Annotated in this window: 27 protein-coding genes; 16 read left to right on the top strand and 11 right to left on the bottom strand. The window is 68.5% G+C overall.

Features of this window, described 5'->3' with window-relative positions; genetic code table 11:
* Nucleotides 1-26 precede the first annotated feature (26 nt).
* The 12 genes from AOZ06_RS32125 (at nt 27) to AOZ06_RS32070 (ending at nt 7,876) form a co-directional block, all read left to right on the top strand.
* Entirely contained in the window at nt 27-362 is a 336-nt protein-coding gene (locus tag AOZ06_RS32125; protein WP_054292820.1) for a TcmI family type II polyketide cyclase, read from the top strand.
* Nucleotides 359-787, top strand: coding sequence for a cupin domain-containing protein (locus tag AOZ06_RS32120; RefSeq protein WP_054292819.1), 429 nt, complete (start codon nt 359-361; stop codon nt 785-787). Before AOZ06_RS32125 ends, AOZ06_RS32120 begins: the two co-directional genes overlap by 4 nt.
* Entirely contained in the window at nt 784-2,037 is a 1,254-nt protein-coding gene (locus tag AOZ06_RS32115; RefSeq protein ID WP_054292818.1) for a beta-ketoacyl-[acyl-carrier-protein] synthase family protein, read from the top strand. Before AOZ06_RS32120 ends, AOZ06_RS32115 begins: the two co-directional genes overlap by 4 nt.
* Nucleotides 2,038-2,119: 82 nt before the next feature.
* A complete protein-coding gene (locus AOZ06_RS32110; RefSeq protein WP_054292817.1) occupies nt 2,120-3,358 on the top strand; it encodes a ketosynthase chain-length factor in 1,239 nt (412 codons plus the stop codon).
* Between the two features lie 181 nt (nt 3,359-3,539).
* Nucleotides 3,540-3,800, top strand: coding sequence for an acyl carrier protein (locus tag AOZ06_RS32105; RefSeq protein WP_054292816.1), 261 nt, complete (start codon nt 3,540-3,542; stop codon nt 3,798-3,800).
* Nucleotides 3,801-3,803: 3 nt separating this feature from the next.
* Nucleotides 3,804-4,265, top strand: coding sequence for an SRPBCC family protein (locus tag AOZ06_RS32100; RefSeq protein ID WP_054292815.1), 462 nt, complete (start codon nt 3,804-3,806; stop codon nt 4,263-4,265).
* On the top strand, nt 4,265-4,726 hold the full coding sequence (locus tag AOZ06_RS32095) for an anthrone oxygenase family protein (protein ID WP_054292814.1): 462 nt from the start codon (nt 4,265-4,267) through the stop codon (nt 4,724-4,726). Before AOZ06_RS32100 ends, AOZ06_RS32095 begins: the two co-directional genes overlap by 1 nt.
* A 14-nt stretch (nt 4,727-4,740) precedes the next feature.
* Nucleotides 4,741-5,493, top strand: a complete 753-nt coding sequence (locus AOZ06_RS32090; protein ID WP_054292813.1) for an SDR family NAD(P)-dependent oxidoreductase — start codon at nt 4,741-4,743, stop codon at nt 5,491-5,493.
* A complete protein-coding gene (locus AOZ06_RS32085) occupies nt 5,490-5,846 on the top strand; it encodes an antibiotic biosynthesis monooxygenase family protein (RefSeq protein WP_054292812.1) in 357 nt (118 codons plus the stop codon). The genes AOZ06_RS32090 and AOZ06_RS32085 overlap by 4 nt, the downstream gene beginning before the upstream one ends.
* The gene (locus AOZ06_RS32080; RefSeq protein ID WP_054292811.1) at nt 5,843-6,145 is read left to right on the top strand and encodes an antibiotic biosynthesis monooxygenase family protein; all 303 of its coding nucleotides are present in this window, start codon (nt 5,843-5,845) and stop codon (nt 6,143-6,145) included. Before AOZ06_RS32085 ends, AOZ06_RS32080 begins: the two co-directional genes overlap by 4 nt.
* A 13-nt stretch (nt 6,146-6,158) precedes the next feature.
* Nucleotides 6,159-6,908, top strand: coding sequence for an NAD-dependent epimerase/dehydratase family protein (locus AOZ06_RS32075; RefSeq protein ID WP_054292810.1), 750 nt, complete (start codon nt 6,159-6,161; stop codon nt 6,906-6,908).
* A 23-nt stretch (nt 6,909-6,931) separates the two neighbouring features.
* On the top strand, nt 6,932-7,876 hold the full coding sequence (locus tag AOZ06_RS32070; RefSeq protein WP_157233370.1) for a hypothetical protein: 945 nt from the start codon (nt 6,932-6,934) through the stop codon (nt 7,874-7,876).
* Between the two features lie 49 nt (nt 7,877-7,925).
* Here AOZ06_RS32070 and AOZ06_RS32065 read toward each other — a convergent pair whose 3' ends face one another.
* The 8 genes from AOZ06_RS32065 to AOZ06_RS32030 form a co-directional block, all read right to left on the bottom strand.
* The gene (locus tag AOZ06_RS32065) at nt 7,926-8,381 is read right to left on the bottom strand and encodes an anthrone oxygenase family protein (RefSeq protein ID WP_054292808.1); all 456 of its coding nucleotides are present in this window, start codon (nt 8,379-8,381) and stop codon (nt 7,926-7,928) included.
* 16 nt (nt 8,382-8,397) lie between these two features.
* Entirely contained in the window at nt 8,398-8,778 is a 381-nt protein-coding gene (locus tag AOZ06_RS32060) for a SchA/CurD-like domain-containing protein (protein WP_054292807.1), read from the bottom strand.
* Nucleotides 8,778-9,515 carry an SDR family NAD(P)-dependent oxidoreductase gene (locus AOZ06_RS32055; protein WP_054292806.1) on the bottom strand — a complete coding sequence of 246 codons (738 nt, stop codon included), beginning with the start codon at nt 9,513-9,515 and terminating at the stop codon, nt 8,778-8,780. The genes AOZ06_RS32060 and AOZ06_RS32055 overlap by 1 nt, the downstream gene beginning before the upstream one ends.
* The gene (locus AOZ06_RS32050; protein ID WP_054292805.1) at nt 9,512-10,999 is read right to left on the bottom strand and encodes a peptide MFS transporter; all 1,488 of its coding nucleotides are present in this window, start codon (nt 10,997-10,999) and stop codon (nt 9,512-9,514) included. Before AOZ06_RS32050 ends, AOZ06_RS32055 begins: the two co-directional genes overlap by 4 nt.
* 13 nt (nt 11,000-11,012) lie before the next feature.
* The gene (locus AOZ06_RS32045) at nt 11,013-11,390 is read right to left on the bottom strand and encodes a SchA/CurD-like domain-containing protein (RefSeq protein WP_054292804.1); all 378 of its coding nucleotides are present in this window, start codon (nt 11,388-11,390) and stop codon (nt 11,013-11,015) included.
* Nucleotides 11,391-11,435: 45 nt separating this feature from the next.
* Nucleotides 11,436-13,070, bottom strand: coding sequence for an FAD-dependent monooxygenase (locus AOZ06_RS32040; protein WP_054292803.1), 1,635 nt, complete (start codon nt 13,068-13,070; stop codon nt 11,436-11,438).
* Between the two features lie 86 nt (nt 13,071-13,156).
* Nucleotides 13,157-13,840, bottom strand: a complete 684-nt coding sequence (locus tag AOZ06_RS32035) for a response regulator (protein WP_054292802.1) — start codon at nt 13,838-13,840, stop codon at nt 13,157-13,159.
* Nucleotides 13,837-15,018 (bottom strand): sensor histidine kinase, encoded by a 1,182-nt coding sequence (locus tag AOZ06_RS32030; protein WP_054292801.1) that lies wholly within the window; start codon nt 15,016-15,018, stop codon nt 13,837-13,839. Before AOZ06_RS32030 ends, AOZ06_RS32035 begins: the two co-directional genes overlap by 4 nt.
* A 143-nt stretch (nt 15,019-15,161) precedes the next feature.
* Between AOZ06_RS32030 and AOZ06_RS32025 the strand changes: the two genes are divergently transcribed.
* Together AOZ06_RS32025 and AOZ06_RS32020 are read left to right on the top strand one after the other, a co-directional pair.
* Nucleotides 15,162-16,013 (top strand): LLM class flavin-dependent oxidoreductase, encoded by an 852-nt coding sequence (locus AOZ06_RS32025; RefSeq protein WP_054292800.1) that lies wholly within the window; start codon nt 15,162-15,164, stop codon nt 16,011-16,013.
* Between the two features lie 21 nt (nt 16,014-16,034).
* Nucleotides 16,035-17,063 (top strand): methyltransferase, encoded by a 1,029-nt coding sequence (locus AOZ06_RS32020; protein WP_054292799.1) that lies wholly within the window; start codon nt 16,035-16,037, stop codon nt 17,061-17,063.
* Nucleotides 17,064-17,126: 63 nt separating this feature from the next.
* On the opposite strand, the gene AOZ06_RS32015 is transcribed toward AOZ06_RS32020, so the two are convergent.
* The 3 genes from AOZ06_RS32015 to AOZ06_RS32010 are packed head-to-tail and all read right to left on the bottom strand — an operon-like array spanning nt 17,127 to nt 19,244.
* Nucleotides 17,127-17,537 carry a MarR family winged helix-turn-helix transcriptional regulator gene (locus tag AOZ06_RS32015; protein WP_063810468.1) on the bottom strand — a complete coding sequence of 137 codons (411 nt, stop codon included), beginning with the start codon at nt 17,535-17,537 and terminating at the stop codon, nt 17,127-17,129.
* A gap of 22 nt (nt 17,538-17,559) precedes the next feature.
* Nucleotides 17,560-17,730: an acyl-CoA carboxylase epsilon subunit gene (locus tag AOZ06_RS54780; RefSeq protein WP_083472074.1), complete on the bottom strand. Its 171-nt coding sequence runs from the start codon at nt 17,728-17,730 to the stop codon at nt 17,560-17,562.
* A complete protein-coding gene (locus AOZ06_RS32010; protein ID WP_225953390.1) occupies nt 17,730-19,244 on the bottom strand; it encodes an acyl-CoA carboxylase subunit beta in 1,515 nt (504 codons plus the stop codon). Before AOZ06_RS32010 ends, AOZ06_RS54780 begins: the two co-directional genes overlap by 1 nt.
* Nucleotides 19,245-19,749: 505 nt before the next feature.
* Between AOZ06_RS32010 and AOZ06_RS32005 the strand changes: the two genes are divergently transcribed.
* Together AOZ06_RS32005 and AOZ06_RS32000 are read left to right on the top strand one after the other, a co-directional pair.
* Entirely contained in the window at nt 19,750-21,585 is a 1,836-nt protein-coding gene (locus tag AOZ06_RS32005; protein WP_083472073.1) for an AfsR/SARP family transcriptional regulator, read from the top strand.
* A 230-nt stretch (nt 21,586-21,815) separates the two neighbouring features.
* Nucleotides 21,816-23,924, top strand: a complete 2,109-nt coding sequence (locus tag AOZ06_RS32000) for an MMPL family transporter (protein WP_218921815.1) — start codon at nt 21,816-21,818, stop codon at nt 23,922-23,924.
* Nucleotide 23,925: the final 1 nt, after the last annotated feature.

Genomic DNA, 23,925 nt, shown 5'->3' with positions numbered 1-23,925 from the left:
AACGCGAAGCGAGGAGACAAGCAACCGTGCACAACACCCTGATCGTGGCCAAGCTCAAGACGGGTGATCCCGCCGAGATCGGCGAGGTCTTCGCCGAGTCCGACGCCACCGACCTGCCGCACATGGTCGGCGTGTCCCGCCGGACCCTGTTCGCGTTCCACGACCTGTACTTCCACCTGGTCACCGCCGAGCAGGACATCAACCCGAACCTCTACAAGGCCCGGTCGCACCCGTTGTACCAGGACATCAACACCCGGCTGGCCGAGCTCGTGTCGCCGTACGACCCGAACTGGAAAGAGCCCAAGGACGCGATGGCCAACCCGTTCTACGTGTGGACCGCCAAGGAAGGACGCATCCAGTGACCACCGCGCGACAGCTGAAGTTCGCCGCCGCCGACGCACAGCCCAACCGCAGGCGCGGCGGGGACCTGCGGGTGACGCTGAGCCCCAAGACCGTCGGCAGCACGTCGGGATTCGGCGGGGTGCTGTGGCTCAAGCCCGGCGAGCACGTCACCGAGCACTACCACCCGTACTCAGAGGAGTTCCTGCACGTCGTGGCGGGGCAGGTGGAGATGGTCGTCGACGACAGGCCGATCAGGCTCGGCCCCGGCGAGTCGCTGCTGGTCCCGATCGGGGCACGGCACCGGCTGGTCAACGTCGGCGAGGAGACCGCGCACGCGGTGTTCCACCTCTCGCCGCTCGCGCCGCGGCCGGAGCTCGGCCACGTGGACACCGAGCAGCTGGCCGCGCCGTCCGAGCCCAATCCCGAGGTGGGGTCGGGGCGATGACGCGGTCTGTCGTGATCACCGGGATCGGCGTCGTCGCTCCCGGTGCCGTCGGCCGCGAGCAGTTCTGGCAACTGCTCGTGGACGGCCGGACCGCCACGCGGACCATCTCCCTGTTCGACGCGGAGGGCTTCCGGTCCCGGATCGCCGCCGAAGTGGACTTCGACCCGGCCGCCGCCGGGCTGACCGCGCGTGAGGTGCGCCGGATGGACCGCGCGGCGCAGTTCGGTGTCGTGGCCGCGCGGGAAGCCGTGCGCGACAGCGGATTCGGTTTCGACGACGTCAGCCCGGAACGGATCGGTGTGAGCGTCGGCAGCGCGGTCGGCTGCACGATGGGCCTCGAAGAGGAGTACACCGTCCTGTCGGACAACGGGAAACACTGGCTGGTCGATCACTCCTACGGCGTGCCGCACCTGTACGGCTACATGGTGCCGAGCACCCTGGCCGTCGAGGTCGCGTGGGAGGTGGCCGCGGAAGGGCCGGTCACGTTGATCTCCACCGGGTGCACGTCCGGTCTGGACGCGGTCAACCACGGCGCGCAGCTGATCCGGGAGGGCTCGGCCGACGTCGTGCTCGCCGGGGCGACCGACGCCCCGCTGTCGCCGATCACGTCCGCCTGCTTCGACGCCATCAAGGCGACGTCGCCGAACAACTCCGACGCCGAGCACGCGTCCCGCCCGTTCGACGCGAAGCGGGACGGGTTCGTGCTCGGCGAAGGCTCGGCGGTGCTCGTCCTGGAGGAGGAGTCGGCGGCACGGGCCCGTGGTGCGCGGATCTACGGCAAGCTGGCCGGTTTCGCCAGTCGCAGCAACGCGTTCCACATGACCGGGCTGCGGCCGGACGGCAGGGAGATGGCCGAGGCGATCCGGGTCGCGCTGGACAAGGCGCAGCTGGACCGGCACGACATCGACTACATCAACGCGCACGGCTCCGGGACCAAGCAGAACGACCGGCACGAGACGGCGGCGTTCAAACGCAGTCTCGGCCACCACGCGTACAAGGTCCCGGTCAGTTCGATCAAGTCCATGGTCGGCCATTCCCTCGGCGCCATCGGCTCGATCGAACTGGCGGCGTGCGCGCTCACGCTGGACCGCCAGGTCGTCCCGCCGACGGCGAACCTGCACACCGCCGACCCCGAATGCGACCTCGACTACGTGCCGCTCACCGCGCGCGAGCACCGGACGAACGCGGTGCTGAGTGTCGGGAGCGGATTCGGCGGCTTCCAGAGCGCGGCCGTGCTGACCAAGGTCTAGCCGGGATCGAGATGTCCTCTAGCAACGCACGCGAGAGTCGGCTGAAGCCGAACTCGCGTTCCTCCGGGGGAAAGAGTCACTCATGACGCAAACCGCTGAAGCCGCCGCCGATCCCGTGATCACCGGCATCGGCGTCGTGGCTCCCACCGGAGTGGGAGCGGACGCGCACTGGCAGGCGGTGCTGGCAGGCAAATCGGGGATCGCCCGGATCAACAGGTTCGACTCCACCCCGTACCCGGTGCACCACGCCGGGCAGGTGCCGGGGTTCTCGGCCGCCGAACGGCTGCCGAGCAGGCTGATCCCGCAGACCGACCACTGGACGCACATGGCGCTGGTGGCGACCGAGCTCGCGCTCGCCGACGCGGGCGTCGACCCGGCGGACTTCCCCGAGTACGAGATGGCCGTGGTCACCTCGAGCTCCTCCGGTGGCACCGAGTTCGGGCAGCACGAGATGGAGCGCCTCTACCAGAACGGGCCGTCCTGGGTGAGCGCGTACCAGTCCATCGCGTGGTTCTACGCCGCCACCACCGGCCAGGTGTCGATCCGGCACGGCATGCGCGGGCCGTGCGGTGTGCTGTGCGGGGAACAGGCCGGTGGTCTCGACGCGCTCGCGCAGGCACGCCGTCTGATCCGGGACGGCGAGTCCAAAGTGGTGGTCAGTGGCGGCACGGATGCCGCCATCGGGCCGTACGCGGTCACCGCGCAGCTGTCGACCGGCCATTTATCCACTGTGGACGACGCGAGTGGTGCGTTCGTGCCCTTCGACGCCGACGCCTCCGGCTACCTGCCGGGTGAGGGCGGCGCCATCCTGATCGTCGAGGACGCCGAGTCCGCGCGTGCCCGTGGCGTGTCCGAGGTCTACGGGTCGATCATCGGCCACGCCGCGGGGTTCGACCCGCCACCCGGGTCGGGCCGGGATCCGGTGCTGCGGCGCACGATCCAGCGCGCGCTGGACGACGCCGGTCTGGCACCGGGCGACATCGACGTCGTGTTCGCCGACGCCATGGGCGTGCCCGCGCTCGACATCGCCGAGGCGCAGGCGATCAGCGAGGTGTTCGGCCCGGGGCGGGTGCCGGTGACCGCGCCGAAGACGTTGACCGGCCGGCTGTACGGCGGTGGCGCGTCGCTGGACGTGGCCACGGCGCTGCAGTCGATGCGGGCGGGGATCATCCCGTTCACGTCGGGGCCGGAGCGCCTGGCGCAGGGCTGCGACATCGACCTCGTGCTGGCGCAATCACGGCGGCTGCGGCTGCGGACCGCGCTCGTCCTCGCCAGGGGATACAGCGGGTTCACGTCCGCTTTGGTGCTAGGGCGAGCCTAGAAGCCCCCGTCCGCGATGGCCGGGCCGGATGCGGTCCCCGACGCCACCGCCGAAAAGCCAAAAGACGACCAGTATTCCGGCATTCCGGCGGCGACGCCAGGAACCGCCCCGATCCCGACTCTCATCGAACGGTGACTTCCAGGCCCGCCCGAGCCGCCGGGCAAACCGATCAGGAGGACTGATGCCGAAGTTCACTCTGGACGAACTCAAGACGATCATGCGGTCGACCGCGGGCGTCGACGAGCAGGTCGACATCGACAGCGACATCACCGACATCGCCTTCGAAGACCTCGGCTACGACTCGCTCGCGGTGCTCGAGCTCGCGGGCCAGGTCGGCCGCCAGTACAACCTGACCATCCCGGACGACGCCGTCGACGCGATGTCCACGCCGGGAGCGGCGGTCAAGTACATCAACGAGCAGTTCGCCAAGGGAGGGAACTGAGCCATGTCAGGGCACACCGACAACGAGGTGCTCATCGACGCGCCGATGGACCTGGTCTGGGACATGACCAACGACATCGAGTCGTGGACGGAGTTGTTCAGCGAGTACTCCAAGGCGGAGATCATCGAGGTGCGTGACGGCACGATCCGGTTCACGCTGGCGCTGCACCCCGACGAGAACGGCAAGATCTGGAGCTGGGTCTCGGCGCGCACGCCGGACTACGAGACCAGGACCGTGCGCTCGCAGCGCGTGGAGACCGGGCCGTTCAAGTACATGTGGATCTACTGGGAGTACACCCAGACCGACGACGGCGTGCTGATGCGGTGGGTGCAGGACTTCGAGATGAAGCCGGTCGCGCCGATCACCGACGAGGCGATGCAGCAGCGGCTCAACGGCAACACCAAGATCCAGCAGGCCCTGATCAAGGACAAGGTGGAAGCAGCGGCCCGCGCGACGGTCAGCTGATGCTGACCGTACTCGTCCCGCTCGTACTGCTGTGCAACGGGTTGGCGGCAGGCGTGCTGGTGGGGACGTTGCTGGGCGGCTGGCCGTTGATGGACACGTTGTCGGCGCCGCAGTACGTCCACGCACACGCGTTCTTCTCCACCCGGTACGACCCGTTCATGCCTGTCTGCCTGATGACCACGATCGTCGCCGACGTCGTGCTCAGCCTGTTCGCCGACCCGGTGGCCAGCCGCGCGCTGTTCGCGTCGGCCGCACTGGCGACGTTGAGCACGGTGGTCATCTCGTTCACCAAGAACGTGCCGGTGAACCGGTGGATCCGCACGGTCGACCCGGACTCGCTGCCCGCCGACTTCGCCGAGCGGGACCCCAGGCGGCACTGGGGCAAGTGGAACCGGGCCCGCGCCGGGCTCACGGTTGTCGCACTGGTGGCCAACTGCGGCGCTCTCGCCGCTCTACTGTGAACTGTGGAGGACTGATGGATATCGGCCTTGCCGGTAAGACAGCGCTTGTCACCGGTGGCGTCCGCGGCGTCGGGCGGGGCGTCGTGCTCGCCCTCGCCAACGCCGGTGTCGACGTGATCACGTGTTACCGCAACGAGAGCGAGGCCAGCGCGTCGCTGGCCAACGAGCTCAAGGAGATCGGCGGCCGCCACCACGTGGTGCGCGCCGACATCGGCGACCCGCAGCAGGTGACCGAGCTGCTCGCCGAGTGCCGGACCCGGTTCGGCAAGCTGGACGTGGTGGTCAACAACGCCGGCGTGATCAGCCACGTGCCGTACGCCGAACTGCCGCTGGAGGAGTGGCAGCGGATCATCGACGTCAACCTGACCGGCGCGCACCTGGTCATCCAGCAGGCGATGCCGCTGATGGGCGACGGCTCGTCGGTGATCAACATCGGTTCGAAGTCGTCCGAGGTCGGTATCCCGCTGCGGGCGCACTACACCGCGACCAAGGCCGCGCTGCGCGGCCTGACCCGTTCGCTGGCCAAGGAACACGGCACCAAGGGCCTGCGGTTCAACGTGCTGGCGCTCGGCGTGATCGAAACCGAGGCGCTGCACGACATGCCGGAGCAGAAACGCAAGGAGATGGTGGAGTTCTACTCCCGCAAGACCTCGCTCGGCAGGCTCGGCACGCCCGACGAGGTGGCCGGTGCCGTGCTGTGGCTGGCCAGCGACCTGTCCAGGTACGTCACCGGCGCGACCATCCACATCGACGGAGGTATCTCGTGAGCGACGACCAGGTTTTCCGCGTCATGCTGCGGATGGAGATCAAGCCCGGCATGCAGGAGGAGTTCGAGAAGGTCTGGCTCGACGTCGGCGACTCCGTGGTGTCCCACCCGGCCAACCTCGGCCAGTGGCTCTCACGCAGCGACGAGGACGGCATCTACTACATCGTCAGCGACTGGGTGAACGAGGAGAAGTTCCGCGAGTTCGAGACCAGCGACCGGCACCTGCACCACCGCCAGCAGTTGCACCCGTACCGCTCGAGCGGCTCGATGGTCACGATGAAGGTCGTCGCCCACCTCGGCAGGCTGGCCGGTGCGCGCAGCCACGCCGAGTGGGAACAGGCCACCGCCCGATGAGCGGTGCGGTCAAGGTCCTGCTGTACCACCGCACCGGCGACGTCGGCGGCATCGAAGCCGCGTACCACCGCGTGAGCCGCGAACTGGCAGGCGTGCCGGGGATGCTCGGCAACGAACTGCTGCGCTCCCGGCACGACCCGGCGAGCTTCGTCGTGATCAGCACGTGGGAGAGCACGGCGGCCTTCGACGAGTGGGAACAGGGAACCGAGCACAAGAACACCACAGCGCCGCTGCGCCCCTACCGGGACGGCGAGCTGGCACGTCCATTCGGGATCTACGAGGTGACAGCCCGGTACTGAGGGGGAGTGGGCGATGGAGATCGTCGGGCGGGGTTTCCTCGCGACCAGTCTGGAACCGATTGCCGGCTCCCACCCGGACGCGGTGCTGTTCGTGTCCGGTGTGTCGAGCGCGGGGGAAGTGTCCGAGGCGGAGTTCTCCCGCGAGGCGACGATGCTCTACAACACCCTGCACCACTGCTCGCGCCGCGGGCGCAAGCTGGTCTACTTCTCCACCTCGTCGGTCGGCATGTACGGCCTGCTGAGCATGCAGGGCAGGGAAGACGGGCCGGTGTACCCGCGCACCGCCTACGGCAGGCACAAACTGGCCATGGAGGCGGTCATCCGGACGTCCGGGGCCGACCACCTGATCCTGCGGCTGGCCACGCCGGTCGGCCCGTACCAGCGGGAGCACCAGTTCCTGCCCGCGATGATCCGCCAGATCCACCGCGGCTCGGTGCGGGTCTTCAACGGCGCCCGCCGCGACCTGATCGACATCGAGGACGTGGCGACCATCCTGGACGGCCTGCTGACCACGGGCGTGTCGCGTGAGGTGGTGAACGTGGCCTCGGGCGTGGCGGTGCCGATCGAGGAGATCGTGCAGCACATCGAGGAACGGCTGGACGTGCACGCCGCCAAGCAGTACGTCGAAGTCCCGACCGAACGCGCGGTGTCCATCGCGAAGCTGCGTGAGCTCGTCCCCGCGACCGCGGGGATGGGCTTCGGGCCGGACTACTACCGGTCGCTCGTGGACCGGTACCTGCACGTGTTCGCAGGCGCCGCCTGAGGCCGCCTCTATCATCGGCAGCCATGACCGGCGGCCGGGAGTGTCTGGGGTGTCAGCACGGGGAAGACCTGCACTGGGCGCAGGGGTGCAAGGCGGTTGTCAGTGAGGTGTGGCATGACGCCCACGACGGCTGGGAGATGTCGTCGAAGCCGTACCGGGTCGTCGAGCGGTGCCTGTGCACGCGGTACATCGCCCCCAACCCTGCGCACAGCAGCGCCCACGGCCCGTCGTTGCCGTTGCGGATGGCGGCCGAGTACGACGAGGACCACCCCGCGCACCTCGTGTTGACGCACCTGGACCAGCTGATTCGAGGCAAGCGACCGGCCACGGACGCCGCCGCTTCGCTGGCCGGTTGGCTGGCCGTCTTCGGCCGCAGCGACCGGTCAGCGTTCCTGTGCGTGCACGAGACACTCCGCCGGGACACGCTCCGGGACTTCCTCCCGTTCCACACGCGGCAACAGGTGGACCTCACCCAGCCGCACGCGGTCGAGTGGTTCCGGCGCCTGCGTCCCGCCGACCGGACCGCGGCCGTCGAACTGCTCGACAAGCACGAGTCCGCGACCGAGATCTACACCGACCCGGAGACCCACGCCCCGGTCATCCGCCTCAACGACGCGGACACCCTGTGGACGACGGTCCCCAGGCGACTGCCCACCACCAGTCCGCTCGCTGAACTGGTGGTGGGCCAACTCGTGTGGGTACGCACCGAATCCGGCACTCTCTACCCCGCGCCGGACCAGGAGCGCCAGGGGTACCCGTGGCACCGCGCCGGCACTGACTGGCCCACCAGGCTCGCCACCTTGGTCCACGTTCTCCTCGACGACGTCGCCGCCGTGCCCTCGCTGGCTCCTGCCCCCGCCGTTTCCGACTCCCTGCGGCTGTTCGCCGAACAGACCTGGCCACCCAACTGGGCGTTCACCCGTAGCCAACTGGAAGCCGTCCGCGACGGCGACCCCGTCACACCGTGACCTACACCCGATGTGGCCTTCTGGTGCGCACCACCCACGGTCGTGGGCGTTAGACGAGCACGACGAGTACGGCGTTGCACAGCAGCCCGACGATCGCGAGGACCGTGCGCAGCAGGTGCCAGCGGCGCCACAACGGCCGCGGGTCACGCCAGTCGACCGGCACGTTCGCCGGGTCGGTCTTCTTGACCTGACGGTTGATCGGCACGTTGCACAGGTGCGACACCGCCGACACACCGAGCATCAGCACGGCACCGACCACGGCGATCAGCCGGGGCGTGCCGCCGGGCACCAGGAACACCAGCGCGATGTCCAGCGCGGTCGACCCCAGCACGATCAGCGGCATCGTCGGATCCCAGTTGCGGCCGATCAGCTTGTGCGAGTACACGTAGCGGTCGGGTGGCATGCGGAACAAGGCGGGCAGCACGCTCAGCGCCACGGCGAACAGCACGCCCGCCGTGACACCACTGCCCAGCACGGCCAGGACGCCGAGCGTGCTCACCACCATGTCGTTCTGCCTCCCATCAGGCCTGGGCGGGGTGCGTGTCGACCGACAGCTGCGAGATGCACCGCATCGTCGCGTTGCGGAAGTACGCTCCGAACCCCTCGGCCGTCGACGTGTCACGCTGCTCGCTCAGGTAGGGCGCGAGTGCCTGCTCGATCAGGTGCACGCCCTTCTGCTTGGCCATGTGCTTGCCGACGGCGGCGAAGTCACCCTCGTAGTGGATGATCCGCACCATCACGTCGTCCTTGATGAACACCGCGGTGCCGAGCAACCTTCCTTCCTCGGAACCGCTGTCGTCGCGCATGACCGGCGAGTCGGCACGCTGGAAACCAGCGAAGATCTCGGCGATCTCGTCCTCGTGACCGGGCTTGACCCGGTAGGTGATGGCCGCGAAGGGCATCACACGCCTCCGTCCACGTTGAGGGTCGCTCCCGAGATGTACCGGGAGGTGTCGCCGGCAAGGAACAGCACAGCGCCTGCCACGTCCTCCGGCTGGCAGATCCGGCCGAGCGCGGTCATGCCGACGATGCGCTCGACGACCTGGGGCGGCATGCCCGCCCCCGGCTCGGTCTCCGTCAGGCCGGGCGCGACGGAGTTCACGCGGATCGAGCGCGAACCCAGTTCCTTGCACAGCGCCCGGGTCATGCCGATCACGGCCGCCTTCGACGCGGTGTAGTGCACGCCGAACGCCCGGCCGCGCAACGCGACCGACGACCCGATGTTGACCACCGACGAGCCGTCCGCGAGCACGTCGAGCAGGGCCTGCGTGACCCGGTAGAGCGACGTGACGTTGTGGTCGAGCACGCGGTCCCACTCGTCGGCCTTGAGCTCGCCGAACGCGACCTGGCCGTCCACGCCGACGTTGTTGACCAGGACGTCCAGCGTGCCGAACCGGTCACGGCACACCGCGGCCAGCCGGTCGACGTCGTCCTGCCTGGTGATGTCGGCGACGACGAGCTCGTGGTCGCCGCCGATCGCCTCGAGTTCCTGCTTGAGCCCGACCGAGGCCTCGCTCTCGGCCTGGTGGCAGGTGATCACGCGGGCACCGGCCGCGGCGAACGCCAGGACCGTCGCCCGGCCGATCCCCCTGGTCCCGCCGGTGACCAAGACCTTCTTGCCGCTCAGTCCCTGGTTCACTGGTCATCCCTTCGTGCGTCTTGTTTGGACAGTGCGGTGGCGATCGCGGTCCGCCTGCTCGCCAGGACGAACCCGGTCGCGATCACGAGCACGCCGAGAACGGTGTAGTAGACGGGCTCCGGCACGACGGTCGACAACCGGACGACCTGGCTGCCGACACCGCCGCCCAACGCGGCGAACAGCCACAACATGCCGATCATCTGCGACATGTAAGGCCGGGGGAGCACATCGGCGACGGACGCGACGCCCACAGCCGCGATGATGAGCTCACCGCAGGCGTGTGCGAAGTAGACGATCAACAGCCACAGCGGCGACACCTTCGTCCCGTCGGCGCTCAGCACGCTTGCGACGGTCATCACCAGGAAGCTGCCACCGGCGACAAGGAGACCGATGGTGAGCTTGTGCACGCTCGCCGACACCGACCGCCTGCCCATCCTCGGCAGCAACCAGGCGAACACCGGGCCGAGCAGCAGGATGAACAGCGGTGTCGCCGACTGCAGCCACGACGCCGGGACCTCGAACCCGAACAGTTCCCGGTCGGTGGAGTGCAGGCCGAACAGGTTCAGCACGGAACCGCCCTGGCCGACCAGCATCCAGAACAACGTCCACCCGGCGAACACCCACAGGAAGGTCAGCAGGCGCTTGCGGTCGGCCGCGCCGAGCCCGGGATCGCGGTAGAGCTTGACGTAGGTGATCACCGGCACCGCCAGGGTCAGCAGGCCGATCAACGGAAGCAGCGTGGACGGGCTGAGACTGCCCGTGGCCCCCAGCGTGACGAGCACGACGCCCGCAGCAGCGGCGTACACACCACCGCGGCGCAGCAACCGTTTGCCCGCCGCGGAATCGATGGGCCTCGGCGGCGTGAGCCCGGTGTCGCCGAACCGGCCGGCCGCCAGCACCAGGGTGACCAGGCCGATCAGCATGGTCACGGCCGCCGACGCGAACGCCAGCCGCCAGTCGACGCGCTCGCCCAGGTAGCCCGCGACCAGCGGTGCCACCAGCGCACTGAGCTGGATGCCCACGTACAGCAGGGAAATGCCGGACTCCCGGCGGGCCCTGCCTTCCACCATCAGGTTGAACATGGTCTGGTGGCTCGGTTTGTACAGTCCGGTGCCGACGGTGACGATCGCCAGGCCGATCAGGCCGACGTGCGGTTCGGTCAGGATCACCACGAGATACCCGCAGATCACCAGCAGGCCACCGGCCATCAGGGTGCGCCGCGCCCCGAGCACCCGGTCGGCCAGCCACCCGCCCGGCAGGGAGAACATGAACGTCAGCGCCAGCCAGATGGCGAACAGCGCGGCCGCGTCCGCGACCTGCCAGCCGAGCCCGCCGCTGGCGACCGGAGCGGCGGCGTAGAGCGAGAGCACCGCGGTCATCGCGTAGAAACCGAAGCGCTCCCACACATCCGTCATGAACAGGGTGCCGAACCCGCTCCAGCGCCGGGTTTCCGGTGCCGGTGCGGATCGGCTGATGGTCGACATGGCTTGCTCCCGGTCAGCCGTTCGGCTTGTCGCGAATGGACAGTTGGGTCACGGTCTTGAGCAGACTGCGCTGGAACGTGGCGACGAACCCCTCCGGCGTGCCGGTGTCGCGCGGTTTGGTCAGGTACGGCGCCAGTTTCCGTTCGACCTCCTGGACCCCGGGCTGCTCGGCCATGTGCCGCGCGATCGCGTCGAGGTCGCCCTCGTACTCGATGACACGCACGAGCGTGTCGTCCCTGATGAACACAGCGGTGGCGAGGATGCGCCCGGCCTGCTCGCCGGTCCCGTCGGGCACGTCCGCGGAGCGAACCCGGCGGAAGCCACGGAATATCTCGGAAAGCTCATCCTCGTAGCCTGGTTTGACGTCGTAGGTGATAGCCGCGAATGCCATGACCGCATCCTGGTCGCCACCACTCGCGCACCGCTTGAGCCTCGTTCAGGAGCCGGTGGCGGGCACCGTGCTGGTCAGCTTGCCCAGCAGATCGGTGAGCACCGCGCGGGGATCGCCCTCGCCGCCCGTGCTGCGCCACGCGACGAACCCGTCCGGCCGGACGACCACGGCGCCGTCGGCCTTCACGCCGTACGCGCTGGCCCAGTCGGCGCCCGTCTCCCGCAGGTCGCCGGACGGGCCGACCAGGAACGCGCGGACCGGCAGCCCGGTCCGCACGGCGACGTCCGCGGCGGCGTCGCACCAGTCGCGGCCCTCGGCGCCGGTCAGCACCACCCACGAGTCGCTGAACAGATCCAAAGTGGAGATCCGGTCGGCGCCGCGGGTGAGCCACACGTGCGGTGCGCGGCTGCCCGGCTCGCCGGACAGGTCCAGCTCCGGCGGGAGCGGGCCGTGGCCCGTGCCGCCGATCACCGCGGATGACGCGTACCGGTAGCCGAGGGTGATCACGATGTCGTCGATGATCCGGTCGCCGGACCCGTCGGCGTGCGTCGCCCTGGTCTCGTGTCCGTGGCGGATCCGGTTGCGCACCAACGCCTGCTCCGACATCGCCTTGCCGAGCGGGCGGCGTTCCGCGTCGTAGGACACCAGCAGCTCCGGACCGGCCTGCTCACCGAGCACGGCCGCGAGCTTCCACGCCAGGTTGTGCGCGTCGTGGATTCCCGTGTTGGCGCCGAAACCACCGGCAGGCGGGTGCACGTGCGCCGCGTCGCCTGCCAGGAACACGCGCCCGGCCTGGAACGTCTCGGCGACGCGCTGCGCGCCTTCCCACGGCACGGTCGCGACGATCTCGACGTCCATGTCCGGCACACCGGAGATCGTCCTGACGATGTCGACGCACCGCGCGTCGTCGAAGTCCTTCGGGGACTCACCGAGTTCGGGGTTGTAGAGCGCTGCCGCCGCCCACGGGTCGCAGCCGTGCAACCTCGACAGGCCGACGGGTGAACCGGTCGCCGTGGCGTAGCAGAGGATGAACTTGCGCGCCTCGAGCATCTCGGTCAGTTTCGGTGCCCTGAAGTAGATGCTGACCGCGTTGAACACGCTGCCGCGCCCGGTGGACTCGATGCCGAGCGACGTCCGGACACCGCTGCGGGCACCGTCGGCGGCGATCAGGTAGTCCGACCGCACGGTCCGGCGCGCACCGGTCGCGACGTCCTCGATGACGGACGTGACGCCGTCGTCGTCCTGTCCGAACGACACGAGCTTGGTGGCGTGCCGGATGATCGCGCCGCGCTTGGTCGCCTCGTCCATCAGGACGCGCTCGTAGCGGTCCTGCCCGCAGCCCATCACCTGCTCCGGGCTGATCGCCGCACCGTCGAGCTGGGGCGCCTCGATCGTCTCCGCGTCGTCGATCTCGGCGAACGTGTTGACCCTGATGATGCCGCCGTCGAAGTAGGCGTGCGAGTCGCCGAGCTCCAGCTCGCGGATCACCGGCTCGACGCCTGCCGCACGGAAGATCTCCATCGTCCGTGCCTGCAGACCGGGGGCGCGGGGAAGCTGCGAGGTGCCGTCGCGCTTCTCCACGAGCATCGGTTTGACACCGTGCTGACTCAGGAAGAGCGCCGCCGACAGCCCCACGGGACCGCCGCCGACGATCAGGACTGGATGGTGTTCGTCGTACATCGAGGTCCTCTCTGGTCAGCCGAGGAGATCGGCTGTAGTCCAGGACCTGTGTACTTACCCGTGCTCGAGAAGGTCTGTAAGTGCGCTCAGGGCAGCGTGTGGCGGTCGTCGCGCTGCCGCGGCTGCACCAGTCCTGTCTCGTAGGCGAACACCACCAACTGGGCTCGGTCACGCGCTTTGGTCTTGCTCAGCGCGCGACTGACGTGCGTCTTGGCAGTGGTCAGGCTGATCACCATGTGCGAGGCGATCTCCTCATTGGACATGCCCATCCCGACCAGCCGCACGACCTCGGTCTCCCGTTTGGTCAGCACGCTCGCGTTGGTGTTCGCCAGCGTGCTGGCCGGGTGGGCGACGAACTCGGCGATCAGCCGCTTGGTGATCTTGGGCGACAACAGCGCGTCGCCGTTGGCCACTGTGCGTACCGCGCGCAGCAGTTCGTCGGGTTCGCTGTCCTTGGCCAGGAAACCGGACGCGCCCGCCCGCAGCGCGGCGAAGACGTACTCGTCGAGCGCGTAGTTGGTCAGGATGATCACCCGGATGCCGGCGAGGTCGGGGTTGTCGGCGATCGTCTTGGTCGCCTCGATGCCGTTGACGTTGGGCATCTGTACGTCGATCAGCGCCACGTCCGGCTTGAGCTGCGCCGCCATCATCACCGCCGCGCGCCCGTCGGCGGCCTCGCCGACCACGGTGATGTCGGGCTCGCTGTCCAGCAGTGCGCGGAAGCTCGCCCTGAGCAGCGGTTGGTCGTCGACCAGCATGACCCGGATCATGATGCTGTCCCCCCGATGCCATCGTCGGACCGGCCGAGTGGGAGCACGGCCTTCACGGCGAAACCGCTGGTCGGCCGAGGACCCACCTCGAACTCTCCGCCAAGCGCGGCGACGCGTTCCCGCATACCCCTGATCCCCACTCCCTCGTGCACGACGCTGCTCGAGTCCGCCGCACCGTCATCTTCGATGCGGACAGTGACTTTGTCATCGTCGTACCGCACATCGACCGACACAGTGGCGGCTCGCGAGTGTCTGGCGGCGTTGGTGAGCGACTCCTGGACGATCCGGTACGCGGCGAGATCCACGTCCTGAGAGATCGGAGGGATGTCGCCGGACACGGTCAGCGTCACCGCGACACCGTGCTGTTCGCTCGCTTTGACCAGGTCGGACAGCTGGCGCAGGGAGTGCAGCCGGTCCGGCTCGTCGTCGTGGCGCAGCACCTCCAGCGCCGAACGGAGTTCTCCCATGGCCTGCTTACTCGCATCCTTCACCGCGAACAGGGCGGCACGCGACCGGGCCGGGTCCCGGTCCATCAGGTGCACCGCCACGTTGATCTGGGCGTTCACAAGTGAGATAGCGTGTGTGAGGCTGTCGTGCAACTCGCGCGCGATGCTCAGGCGCTCCTCGGTGGCACGCAGCCGCGCGGCTTCCTCCTTGGTCCGCAGCGCGTCGACCGCGCGCTGCTCGACCTCGTTGAGGTACGCCTTGCGCTGCCGGGCCGTCTCCGCCGCGACGATCACCGCGGCGAACCAGCCGCCGACCCACAGCGGGCCGTCGAACGTCCGGCGGTCGGAGATCCCGGACGGCCGGAAACTGATCAGCAGCAAGCCCGCGCACAGCGCGACACCGGAGACCAGCGCCATCCACCGGGCACCCAGAGCGGCCACTGTGTACAAAGAAACCAAAACCGCACTTGGTTGGAAGAAACCGGGATACGCGAAGTAGTAGTACGCGATCGTGGCCAAGGAGGTCACCACGAGCACGGTCGTCGGCGCGACGCGACGGAACGCGAGCGTCATCCCGGACACGACCAGCAGCGCGTAGCCGAGGGGATCGAGGTGGATCTCGATCCCCTGGCCGCGGGGCACGAGCGGGGTGCCGAAGACGAGGAAGAGCGTCAGTCCCGCGGCGAGCGCTGGATCACGCCAGTCCAGGCGCGGCAGCCGGATTGATCGCATGATTACAAAACTAGCGCATGGCTGTTCCGGTGCGTGACAAAGCCCAGTACGTCGGCCTGGCTCCAACGATCCACCAACTGTTGTTGATTCGCCGGTGCCACAGTCCTGCCGATGACCTCACCTGATGCTGCAGGAGGTGCTCGGTGCGGATCGGAGCAGGGCTGCCGACCACGGTCGCCGAACTGGACGCCGCGGTGTTCCTCGAGTGGGCCAAGACATCGGAGGACTTCGGCTTCGCCACGCTCGGCGTGCTCGACCGGCTCGTCTACCGCAACTACGAGCCGCTGGTCGCTCTCGCGGCCGCCGCGGCGGTCACGCGCCGGATCGAACTCGCCGCGAGCGTGCTGATCGCCCCGTACCGCCGGGACGTGGCGCTGCTGGCCAAACAGGCGGCGACCGTGGACGTGTTGTCGGGCGGGCGGCTGACTGTCGGGGTGTCCGCGGGGTTGCGAACAGACGACTTCACCGCCAACGACGCGGAGTTCAGCGACCGTGGAAAACGGCTCGACGCGATGATCGAGCGCTGCCGCCGGATCTGGGCGGGCGACGAGGACGACGCGATCGGCCCGCACCCCGCGGCCGGACGGCCCGCGCTGATGATCGGCGGCAACTCGCAAGCGGCGCTGCGCAGGGTCGCGAAGTACGGCGACGGCTGGGTGGCCGGCGCCGGATCCGTCGCGCAGTACTCGGCCGCGCTCGCCACCACACGTGAACTGTGGCGTGCGCACGGCCGTACCGGCGAGCCGCGCAGCCAGGCTGTCGTGTTCTACGCGTTGGGGGATGGCGCCGAGCAGACGGCGGCGGCACACCTCCGGCGCTACTACGCGTTTCTGGGCCCGCACGCAGAGGTGATGGCCCGCAAGGCGGTGACCGGCGCCACCCAGTTGAGCGAAACCGTTGCCGCGTACCGGGAAGCCGGATGCGACGAGATGCTGCTGTTCCCGTGCTCCGGTGACCCGCGGCAGCTGGACCTGTTGGCCAAGGCTGTGTTCTGAAACGGATGAGAGGGAAAAGCCATGACACGGACAGTCGGCGAGCCCGACATGAACCCCGCCACCATCATGCGGCTGGGCAGCGCGTTCGCCGGTGCCAAGGTCCTGCTGTCGGCGATCGAGCTCGACCTGTTCACCGAGCTGGCCAAGCGCCCGCTGACCCGGGCCGAGATCCAGGACGTGCTCAAACTCCACCCGCGCGTGACGGGGGAATGGCTGTCCATGCTGGTGGCGCTGAACCTGCTGCGGCGCGACGGTGAGGTCTACCGCAACTCCGAGCTCTGCGACCGTTTCCTCGACCGGTCCAAGCCGTCCTTCGCGGGCGGTTTCCTGCAGCGCACCAACCAGGTGCTCTTCCCCGCGTGGGTCTACCTGACCGACGCGCTGCGCACGGGCGAGCAGCAGGCGCGGCACATCGAGGCCAACGACATGTTCGACACGCCCTACCAGGATCCCGAGCAGGTCGAGGCTTTCCTGACCATGATGGACTCGCTGACGTCGACGATCGGCGCCCAGCTGGGCGAGGCGTTCGACTGGTCGACGGTGAAGACGGTGACCGACGTCGGCGGCGCACGGGGGAACCTGCTGTCGTTGTTGCTCAAGCAGCACGAGCACCTGACGGGCACGGTGTTCGACCTGGCCCCGTTGAAGGATCCGGCGGACAAGCTGGCGAAGGAACGCGGCCTGGCGGACCGGCTGAGCTTCAGCCCGGGCAGCTTCTTCGACAACGACCTGCCGCAGGCGGACGTGCTGATGATCGGGCACGTGCTGCACGACTGGGCGCCCGAGGAGCGCCAGGTGATCGTCGACAAGGCGTTCAAGGCCGTGAACCCCGGCGGTGCGGTGCTGGTGTACGACTGCATGCTGGCCGACGAGGAGATGGACCTGGCCAAGCTGACGATCAGCATCCACATGAAGCTGATGACGCCGGGCGGCGAGGAGTACCCGATCAGCGAAGGCGTCGAACTGCTGGAGAACGCGGGGTTCGGCCCGGTCGAGGCGCACGAGCTCGGCGCGATCGACACCCTGCTGATCGGCTGGAAGCAGGCCTGAGAGCGGCAACACGAGCGATCCCCGCCCGGGAAGCGACATCCGGGCGGGGATCGTTTTCTGTTCCTACAGCGCGCGAATCCATGCGGTGAGACAGTGTTCGAGCCGTGCGCGGTCGGCATCGGAGTAGCCGGACAGCGTTTGGGCGACTGTGGTGTCCAGTACGTTCATCGCCCGCCGCAGCTGGGCGCCCTTCACGGGGGTCACCTCGACGAGCACTCTGCGCCGGTCGTGCTCGTCCCGGATCCGCCGCACGTACCCGGCCCGTTCGAGCCGGTCGACCACGCCGGTGATCGCCCCGGTGGACAGGCCGGACAGCGCGGCGATCTCCCCGGCTGTCAGCGGACGGCCGGCGTGCACGACCAGTTCCGCGCAGTGGTGGTCGGTGGCCGAGAGCCCCAGTTGCGCGGCCACCCTCGCCCGTGCGGCGAGCATGGCCGTGAACAGCCTGCTGCCGAGTTCGGTCTGCGTTGTCATCGCGGCTGTCACCCCAGCGCTGTCATCGTGGGGCACGCCAAGATCCGGCCATCGGATACCTCCGCCGGACCTTGGCCACCTCGTTGCCCTGTGGTGCGGTCGCGCGGCTCAGTGCGGCGAGAGCCACCGTGAGCGCCGCCAGCTCATGGTCGTCCGGCAGCCCGCGCACCACGCTGAAAAGCTGGCCGGCCATCAGACCGGCGGGTTCCCGTGCTTGCGGACGGGTTGCTCGGAGTGCTTGGAGCGCAACATGTCCAGCGCGCGGATGAGCGTACGCCTGGTCGTCCTCGGGTCGATCACGTCGTCGACGAGGCCTCGTTCCGCGGCGTAGTACGGGTGCATCAGTTCCGCGCGGTATTCCTTGATCCGCTGTGCGCGCACGGCGTCCGGGTCGCCGGAGGCGGCGATCTCCTTGCGGAAGATGACGTTCGCCGCGCCTTCCGCGCCCATCACCGCGATCTCGTTGGCGGGCCACGCCAATGAGATGTCCGCGCCGATGGACCGGGAGTCCATCACGATGTACGCGCCGCCGTACGCCTTGCGCAGGATGAGCTGGATCCTCGGCACTGTCGCCGTGCAGTAGGCGTAGAGCAGTTTGGCGCCGTGCCGGATGATGCCGCCGTGTTCCTGGTCGACACCGGGCAGGAAGCCGGGCACGTCCACCAGGGTGATCAGCGGGATGTTGAAGGCGTCGCAGGTCTGCACGAACCGCGCGGCCTTCTCGCTCGCGTGGATGTCGAGCACACCGGCGAGCGCGTTCGGCTGGTTGGCGACGATGCCGACCACCTGTCCGTCCATCCTGGACAGCACGCAGAGCACGTTCGTCGCCCATTCGGCGTGCACTTCGAAGAACTCGCCGTCGTCGACGATCTCGGCCACCACCGCGCGCATGTCGTAGCTGCGGGTGGGTTCGGCCGGCACGATGTCGAGCAGCGCGTCGGTCGGCCGGTCGGCGGGATCGTCCGACGCGACCCGCGGTGGCAGCTCGTTGTTGTTGGACGGCAGCAGCGAAAGCAGGTAGCGGACGTCCTCGAGGCAGGCGTGCTCGTCGTCGTGGATGAACGCGGCGACGCCGGAGGTCATGGCGTGCACTTCGGCGCCGCCGAGGCCGTTGTGGGTGATCTCCTCGCCGGTGACCGCCTTGACGACGTCAGGGCCGGTGATGAACATCTGCGAGGTGTTGCGCACCATGAACACGAAGTCGGTCAGCGCGGGGGAGTAGGCCGCCCCGCCCGCGCACGGGCCCAGCATCACGCTGATCTGCGGGATCACGCCGGACGACCGGGCGTTGCGGCGGAATATGCCGCCGTAGCCCGCCAGCGCGGTGACCCCTTCCTGGATCCGCGCGCCCGCGCCGTCGTTGAGCCCGACCAGTGGCGCGCCCGCCGCCTCCGCGAGGTCCATCACCTTGTGGATCTTCTCGGCGTGCGCCTCGCCCAGTGCCCCGCCGAAGACGCGGAAGTCGTGCGCGTAGACGAAGACGGTCCGCCCGTGCACGGTTCCCCACCCGCAGACGACGCCGTCGGAGTAGGGCCTGCGCTCGTCCATGCCGAACCCGGTCGCACGGTGCCTGCGCAGCGGCTCGATCTCGGTGAACGAGCCCTCGTCGAGCAGCAGTTCGACGCGCTCGTGTGCGGTGAGCTTGCCGCGCGCGTGCTGGCGTGCGGTCGCAGCGGGATCCGTGCCCTCGCGGGCTTCCTTCTTCAGCTCGGTGAGCTCAGCCGACTGTTCGGCGGCTGTTTGTCGGACGATCACGGGACCAGGCCTCCGTCAGTGCCGCGTCCGGGGGTAGCCGAACATCATGTTTCTCCGGAATGCCAACGAATCTCCGGCCCAGCGTCACCGGGGTGACTCGAGAGTCGCTCGGGATCCGCTCCGGCCGCCCCGGGCGCGGTTGGTAATTACCCTACGTAAGGGGCCATATGCGGATTTACCGCCCGGTCTTAACCGGACATACCGGGCAGTTGTAGCCGATCGTGACGGTGCTTCGACCAGGTGCCCGCCCGAGGCGCGGCTCGAACTGTTCTCCAACGCCGTTCGAGCGATTTTCGTTGGGTTCACGTCGATCGCCCGGGGTGGGCTGTAGGGTGGCAATCGATGATTCTGGGGTTCGACGGCCAAGTACACGGCTGGGGAGAATTGATTCTTGTCAATTCCTCCATACAAGAACACGAGGTATTTGTCCGAGTGTATTTGGAGGGTTGGGGACTTGATGGAGATCAAGGCGTTAGGGCCGTTCGAGGTTGTCAAGAACGACAGCGTAGTCACGCCCACGGCACCTAAGTTGAGGAGAGTTTTCGCTCTCCTCGCTATTCAGGCGAACCACCTTGTTTCGGTCGACGAGATTATCGACGAGCTGTGGCAGGAGCGGCCACCCAGCAGCGCCATGACCACGTTGCAGACCTACATCTACCAACTGCGGAAACTGCTGGGGCTCGACGCGCGGGCGCAGAACGACACCGGCGGGCAGTCCGGCGTCACGCTCAGCACGCAGCCGAGGGGATACGTGCTCACCGTGCCCCCGGACGCGCTGGACTGGTACCGGTTCGAGTCGCTGGTGGCCCGCGGCCACCAGGAGATCGAGGCAGGCGCGATCGCCGCTGGGGCTGCCACGATCCAAGCTGGCCTGGACATCTGGCGTGGTCAGGCCCTCGGTGACGTCCGGCCGGGGCCCGTGCTCAACGCCGAGACCGTCCGGCTGGAGGAGCTGCGCAAGTGGGCGCTCGAGCGCAGGCTCGACGCGGAACTGCAGCTGGGCAGGCACAACGAGCTGGTCGGCGAACTCAGTGTCATCGCGGCGAAGCAGCCGACCCACGAAGGTTTCCAGGCAAAGCTGATGCTCGCGCTGTACCGCGCGGGCCGCAGGATGGACGCGCTGGAGGTGTACCAGCGGGCACGCACGGCGCTGGCCGCCGAACTCGGTCTCGAACCATCGGGTGAACTGCGCCAGCTGCACCGGGCGATCCTCGCGGGCGGACCCGGCCTCGGCGGGCCGCCGCCGGGACCGCGCCGGGCCGCCGTGACCACGCGGGGATCGTCCGACGACCCCGGAATGACGTTGCGGCACAACGAATTGCTCAGTGTGGCCGACACTGTCGTCAGCCAGGGACCCGGGGTGCTGGTGGTGGGTTGCCCTGGTTCCGGCAAGACGACGTTCGCCCGGCACGTCGCCGACCGGGTGCGCGACAAGTTCCCGCACGGCGACGTCTACGTCCGGCTGCTGGCCGACGGCGGCAGCACGGTCGGCCCCGACGAGCTGCTCGCCACCCTGCTCAACGCGGTCGGCGCGGACAACGGCGAGATCTCGGCGACCAGCGCCGAGCGCCGGGAGACCTTCCGCCGCTGGGTGACCACGCACAAGGCGTTGTTCGTGCTGGACGACGTGGTCTCGGCCGATCAGCTGCGCGCGGTGCTCGTGCCGGACTCCACCTGCGTGGTGCTCGCGGTGAGCAGGCGGCGCATCTACCACTCGGCGATCCGCCGCACGGTGGAGATGCGGTCCATCGACGAGAAGGAGGCGCGGCAGCTGCTGGCCGCGCACCTGGGTGAACGCCGGATCGCGCTGGACACCGACGGCGTGACCCGGCTGGTCGAGGTCTGCGGCGGCTCACCGCTCGCGCTGCGGGCGGCGGCTGCCAAGCTGCAACTGCGGCCGCACTGGCCGGTCGGCCACCTCGCCGACCGGATCGGGAACGGCGGGGGGTCGCTGGACGAACTCGCGGTCGACGACCTCAACATCAGAGCGAGCGTCGAACGAAATCTCGCCATGCTGCCGTCCCATTCCCGCGGCCAGCTCGGCGAATTGGCGGTCGCCGACGTCTGCGCGTTCACTACTAGAATTGTAGCTGACCTGCTCGGCGTCGACGAAAGCGCGGCCGAGAACCTCCTCGAGGAATTGGTCGAGCTCCAGCTCGTCGAAGTCGGTCCGCCGAGCGGTGATTTGCCTGCCGTGGCAGGCATCGCGTTCGAGTATCGCTTCTCGCCACTGGTCCGGCGGGCGATAGCCGAGGCTGAATCCGCACTTGTGGGGCACCGCTGCAGTGCCTGACGAGGGCATAAGAGCGGGGTTCGCAGGGGCAATACGTAGCCTGCAAACCCTACCGGTGAAGTAACTTTCGACTACTTCTCCGGAAGTACTCGGCCCGGGAGACGGTATTTGGTCGGGGATCGGGACTAGCCGGAACTGTCTCCCCACGCACGACGCGCGGACCGATCGAAACGAGGACGCTTGGTGGGGAAGGACAGACAAGCTGTCACTGAGCGTTAGGAGCCCGGATCGTGCGCGCTGTACTGGCTCTGCCCGCGGGCAGGGTCGCCAAGTGGGTCGTGCTCGTGGTGTGGGTCCTGATCATGGTCGCTGTCTTCCCGTTAGCGTCGAAGCTGTTCGACTCGACCAACAACAGCCTCGTCAGCTACTTGTCGCGTGGTGCGGAGTCCACGCAGGTCGAAGATCTCAAGAAACAGTTGTCCACCGGTGCCGGCCAGCGCGTCGTCGTCGTCTACGAACGCGCTGGCGGTATCCGGGACGACGACAGGGCGAAGGCGAAGGCGGACTTGGACGAGGTCGTGCGGCGCTACCCGGCCAACGCCGGGCCCGCGTCGTCGGTGACACCGTCGGGTGACGGAAACGCGCTGGTGTTCGGCTTCACCCTGCCCGCGGGCGATCCGGCCAAAGAGGGCGCGAACACCGAGAAAGCGGTCGACGAGACCCGGTCGCTCGTCGGCCAGGGCAAGGACGGCCTGTCGATCAGGGTGGGCGGTCCCGGTGGCGTGCTGGCCGACCAGCTCAAGAGCTTCAGCGGTCTGCACACCACCGTCCTGCTCGCCACCATCGCGATCGTCGCCCTGCTGTTGTTGATCATCTACCGCAGTCCCGTCCTGTGGGTCGTGCCGCTGATCAGCGTCGCGTTCGCCGCGCAGGGCGGGCAGGCGGTCGCGTCCGCGATCGCCCAGAACACCGGTTTCACCGTCACGTCGGGAAGCGCGTTCGTCCTGGTGGTGCTGACCTACGGCGCCGGGACCGACTACGCCTTGCTGCTCATCGCCAGATACCGGGAAGAACTACGCAGGCACGAGGACCGGCACGACGCCATGAAGGCCGCACTGCGGCGAAGCGGGCCCGCGATCATCGCGTCGGCGGCGACCGTGGGAATCGCGTTGCTGTGCCTGCTGTTCGCGTCGATGAACTCCAACCGGGCGCTCGGCCCGGTCGGGTTCGGCGGTATCGCGTTCGCGTTGCTGGCCATGATGACGTTGCTGCCCGCGCTGCTGGTGATCTGCGGCCGTTGGGTCATGTGGCCCGCCGTCCCGCGCCCCGGCGGACAGCAGCCGGACGCGAAGACCGAACACCGGATGTGGCACCGCATCGGCGACGCCATCGAACGCCGTCCGCGCAAGGCGTGGATCGGCACCCTGGTCCTGCTCGGTGTGCTCGCCGCGGGGCTGTTCACGATGAACCTCGGCCTCAAGGAGGTCGACGGCTTCACCGACAAGCCGGAAGCCGTTGAGGCGCAAGAACTCCTGCTGGCGCACTACCCGCCGGGCATCACCAGGCCGGTGCAGGTGGTCGGCAGGGCCGACCGGCTCGACGAGGTGCTCGGTGTCGTGCGTGACACGCCAGGCGTCGAAAACGCCGTGGTGGTCGGGAAGAACGACGACATCGGGCAGATCACGACGACGTTGGAGTACGCGCCGGACACGCAGGAGGAGACCGACACCCTGCACTCGCTGCGCGACCGGGTGCACCAGGTGCAGGGGGCGAACGCCCTCGTCGGCGGGCACAGCGCGATCCTCATCGACGTCGCGGAGTCCAATGTCGAGGACGCGAAGATCGTCATCCCGTTGGTGCTGCTGACGATCCTGATCGTGCTGATCGTGTTGCTGCGCGCGATCGTCGCCCCGCTCGTGCTGATCGCGACGGTGGTGATATCGTTCGCCGCGGCACTCGGACTGTCCACTGTGGTGTTCCAGGAACTGCTCGGGTTCGCGGGCGTCGACTCGACGCTTCCGTTGCAGACGTTCGTGTTCCTCGTCGCGCTCGGAGTGGACTACAACATCTTCCTGATGGGCCGGGCGCACGAGGAGGCCCGCAGGATCGGCACGACAGCGGGGATGCGCAAGGCGCTCGCGGCGACCGGTGGCGTGATCACGTCGGCGGGGGTGGTGCTGGCGGCGACCTTCGCGGTTTTGGTGTCGTTGCCACTGGTCGCGTGGGTGCAGATCGGGTTCGTGGTGGCGCTCGGCGTCATCATCGACACGATCGTGGTCAGGACTGTGCTCGTGCCGGCGATAACGATGGATTTGGGGGACCGGGCCTGGTGGCCCGGCAGCCGGGTGGAACAAGCTGTCGCGCCGCGCGAGCGGCACGACCGAATCGGAGCGGAATGAA

Origin of the sequence: Kibdelosporangium phytohabitans, assembly GCF_001302585.1 — a bacterium.
GTDB classification, from domain to species: domain Bacteria; phylum Actinomycetota; class Actinomycetes; order Mycobacteriales; family Pseudonocardiaceae; genus Kibdelosporangium; species Kibdelosporangium phytohabitans.
Note: the sequence above shows the minus strand (reverse complement) of the source record. Positions and strands in the feature narration are given on the sequence as shown.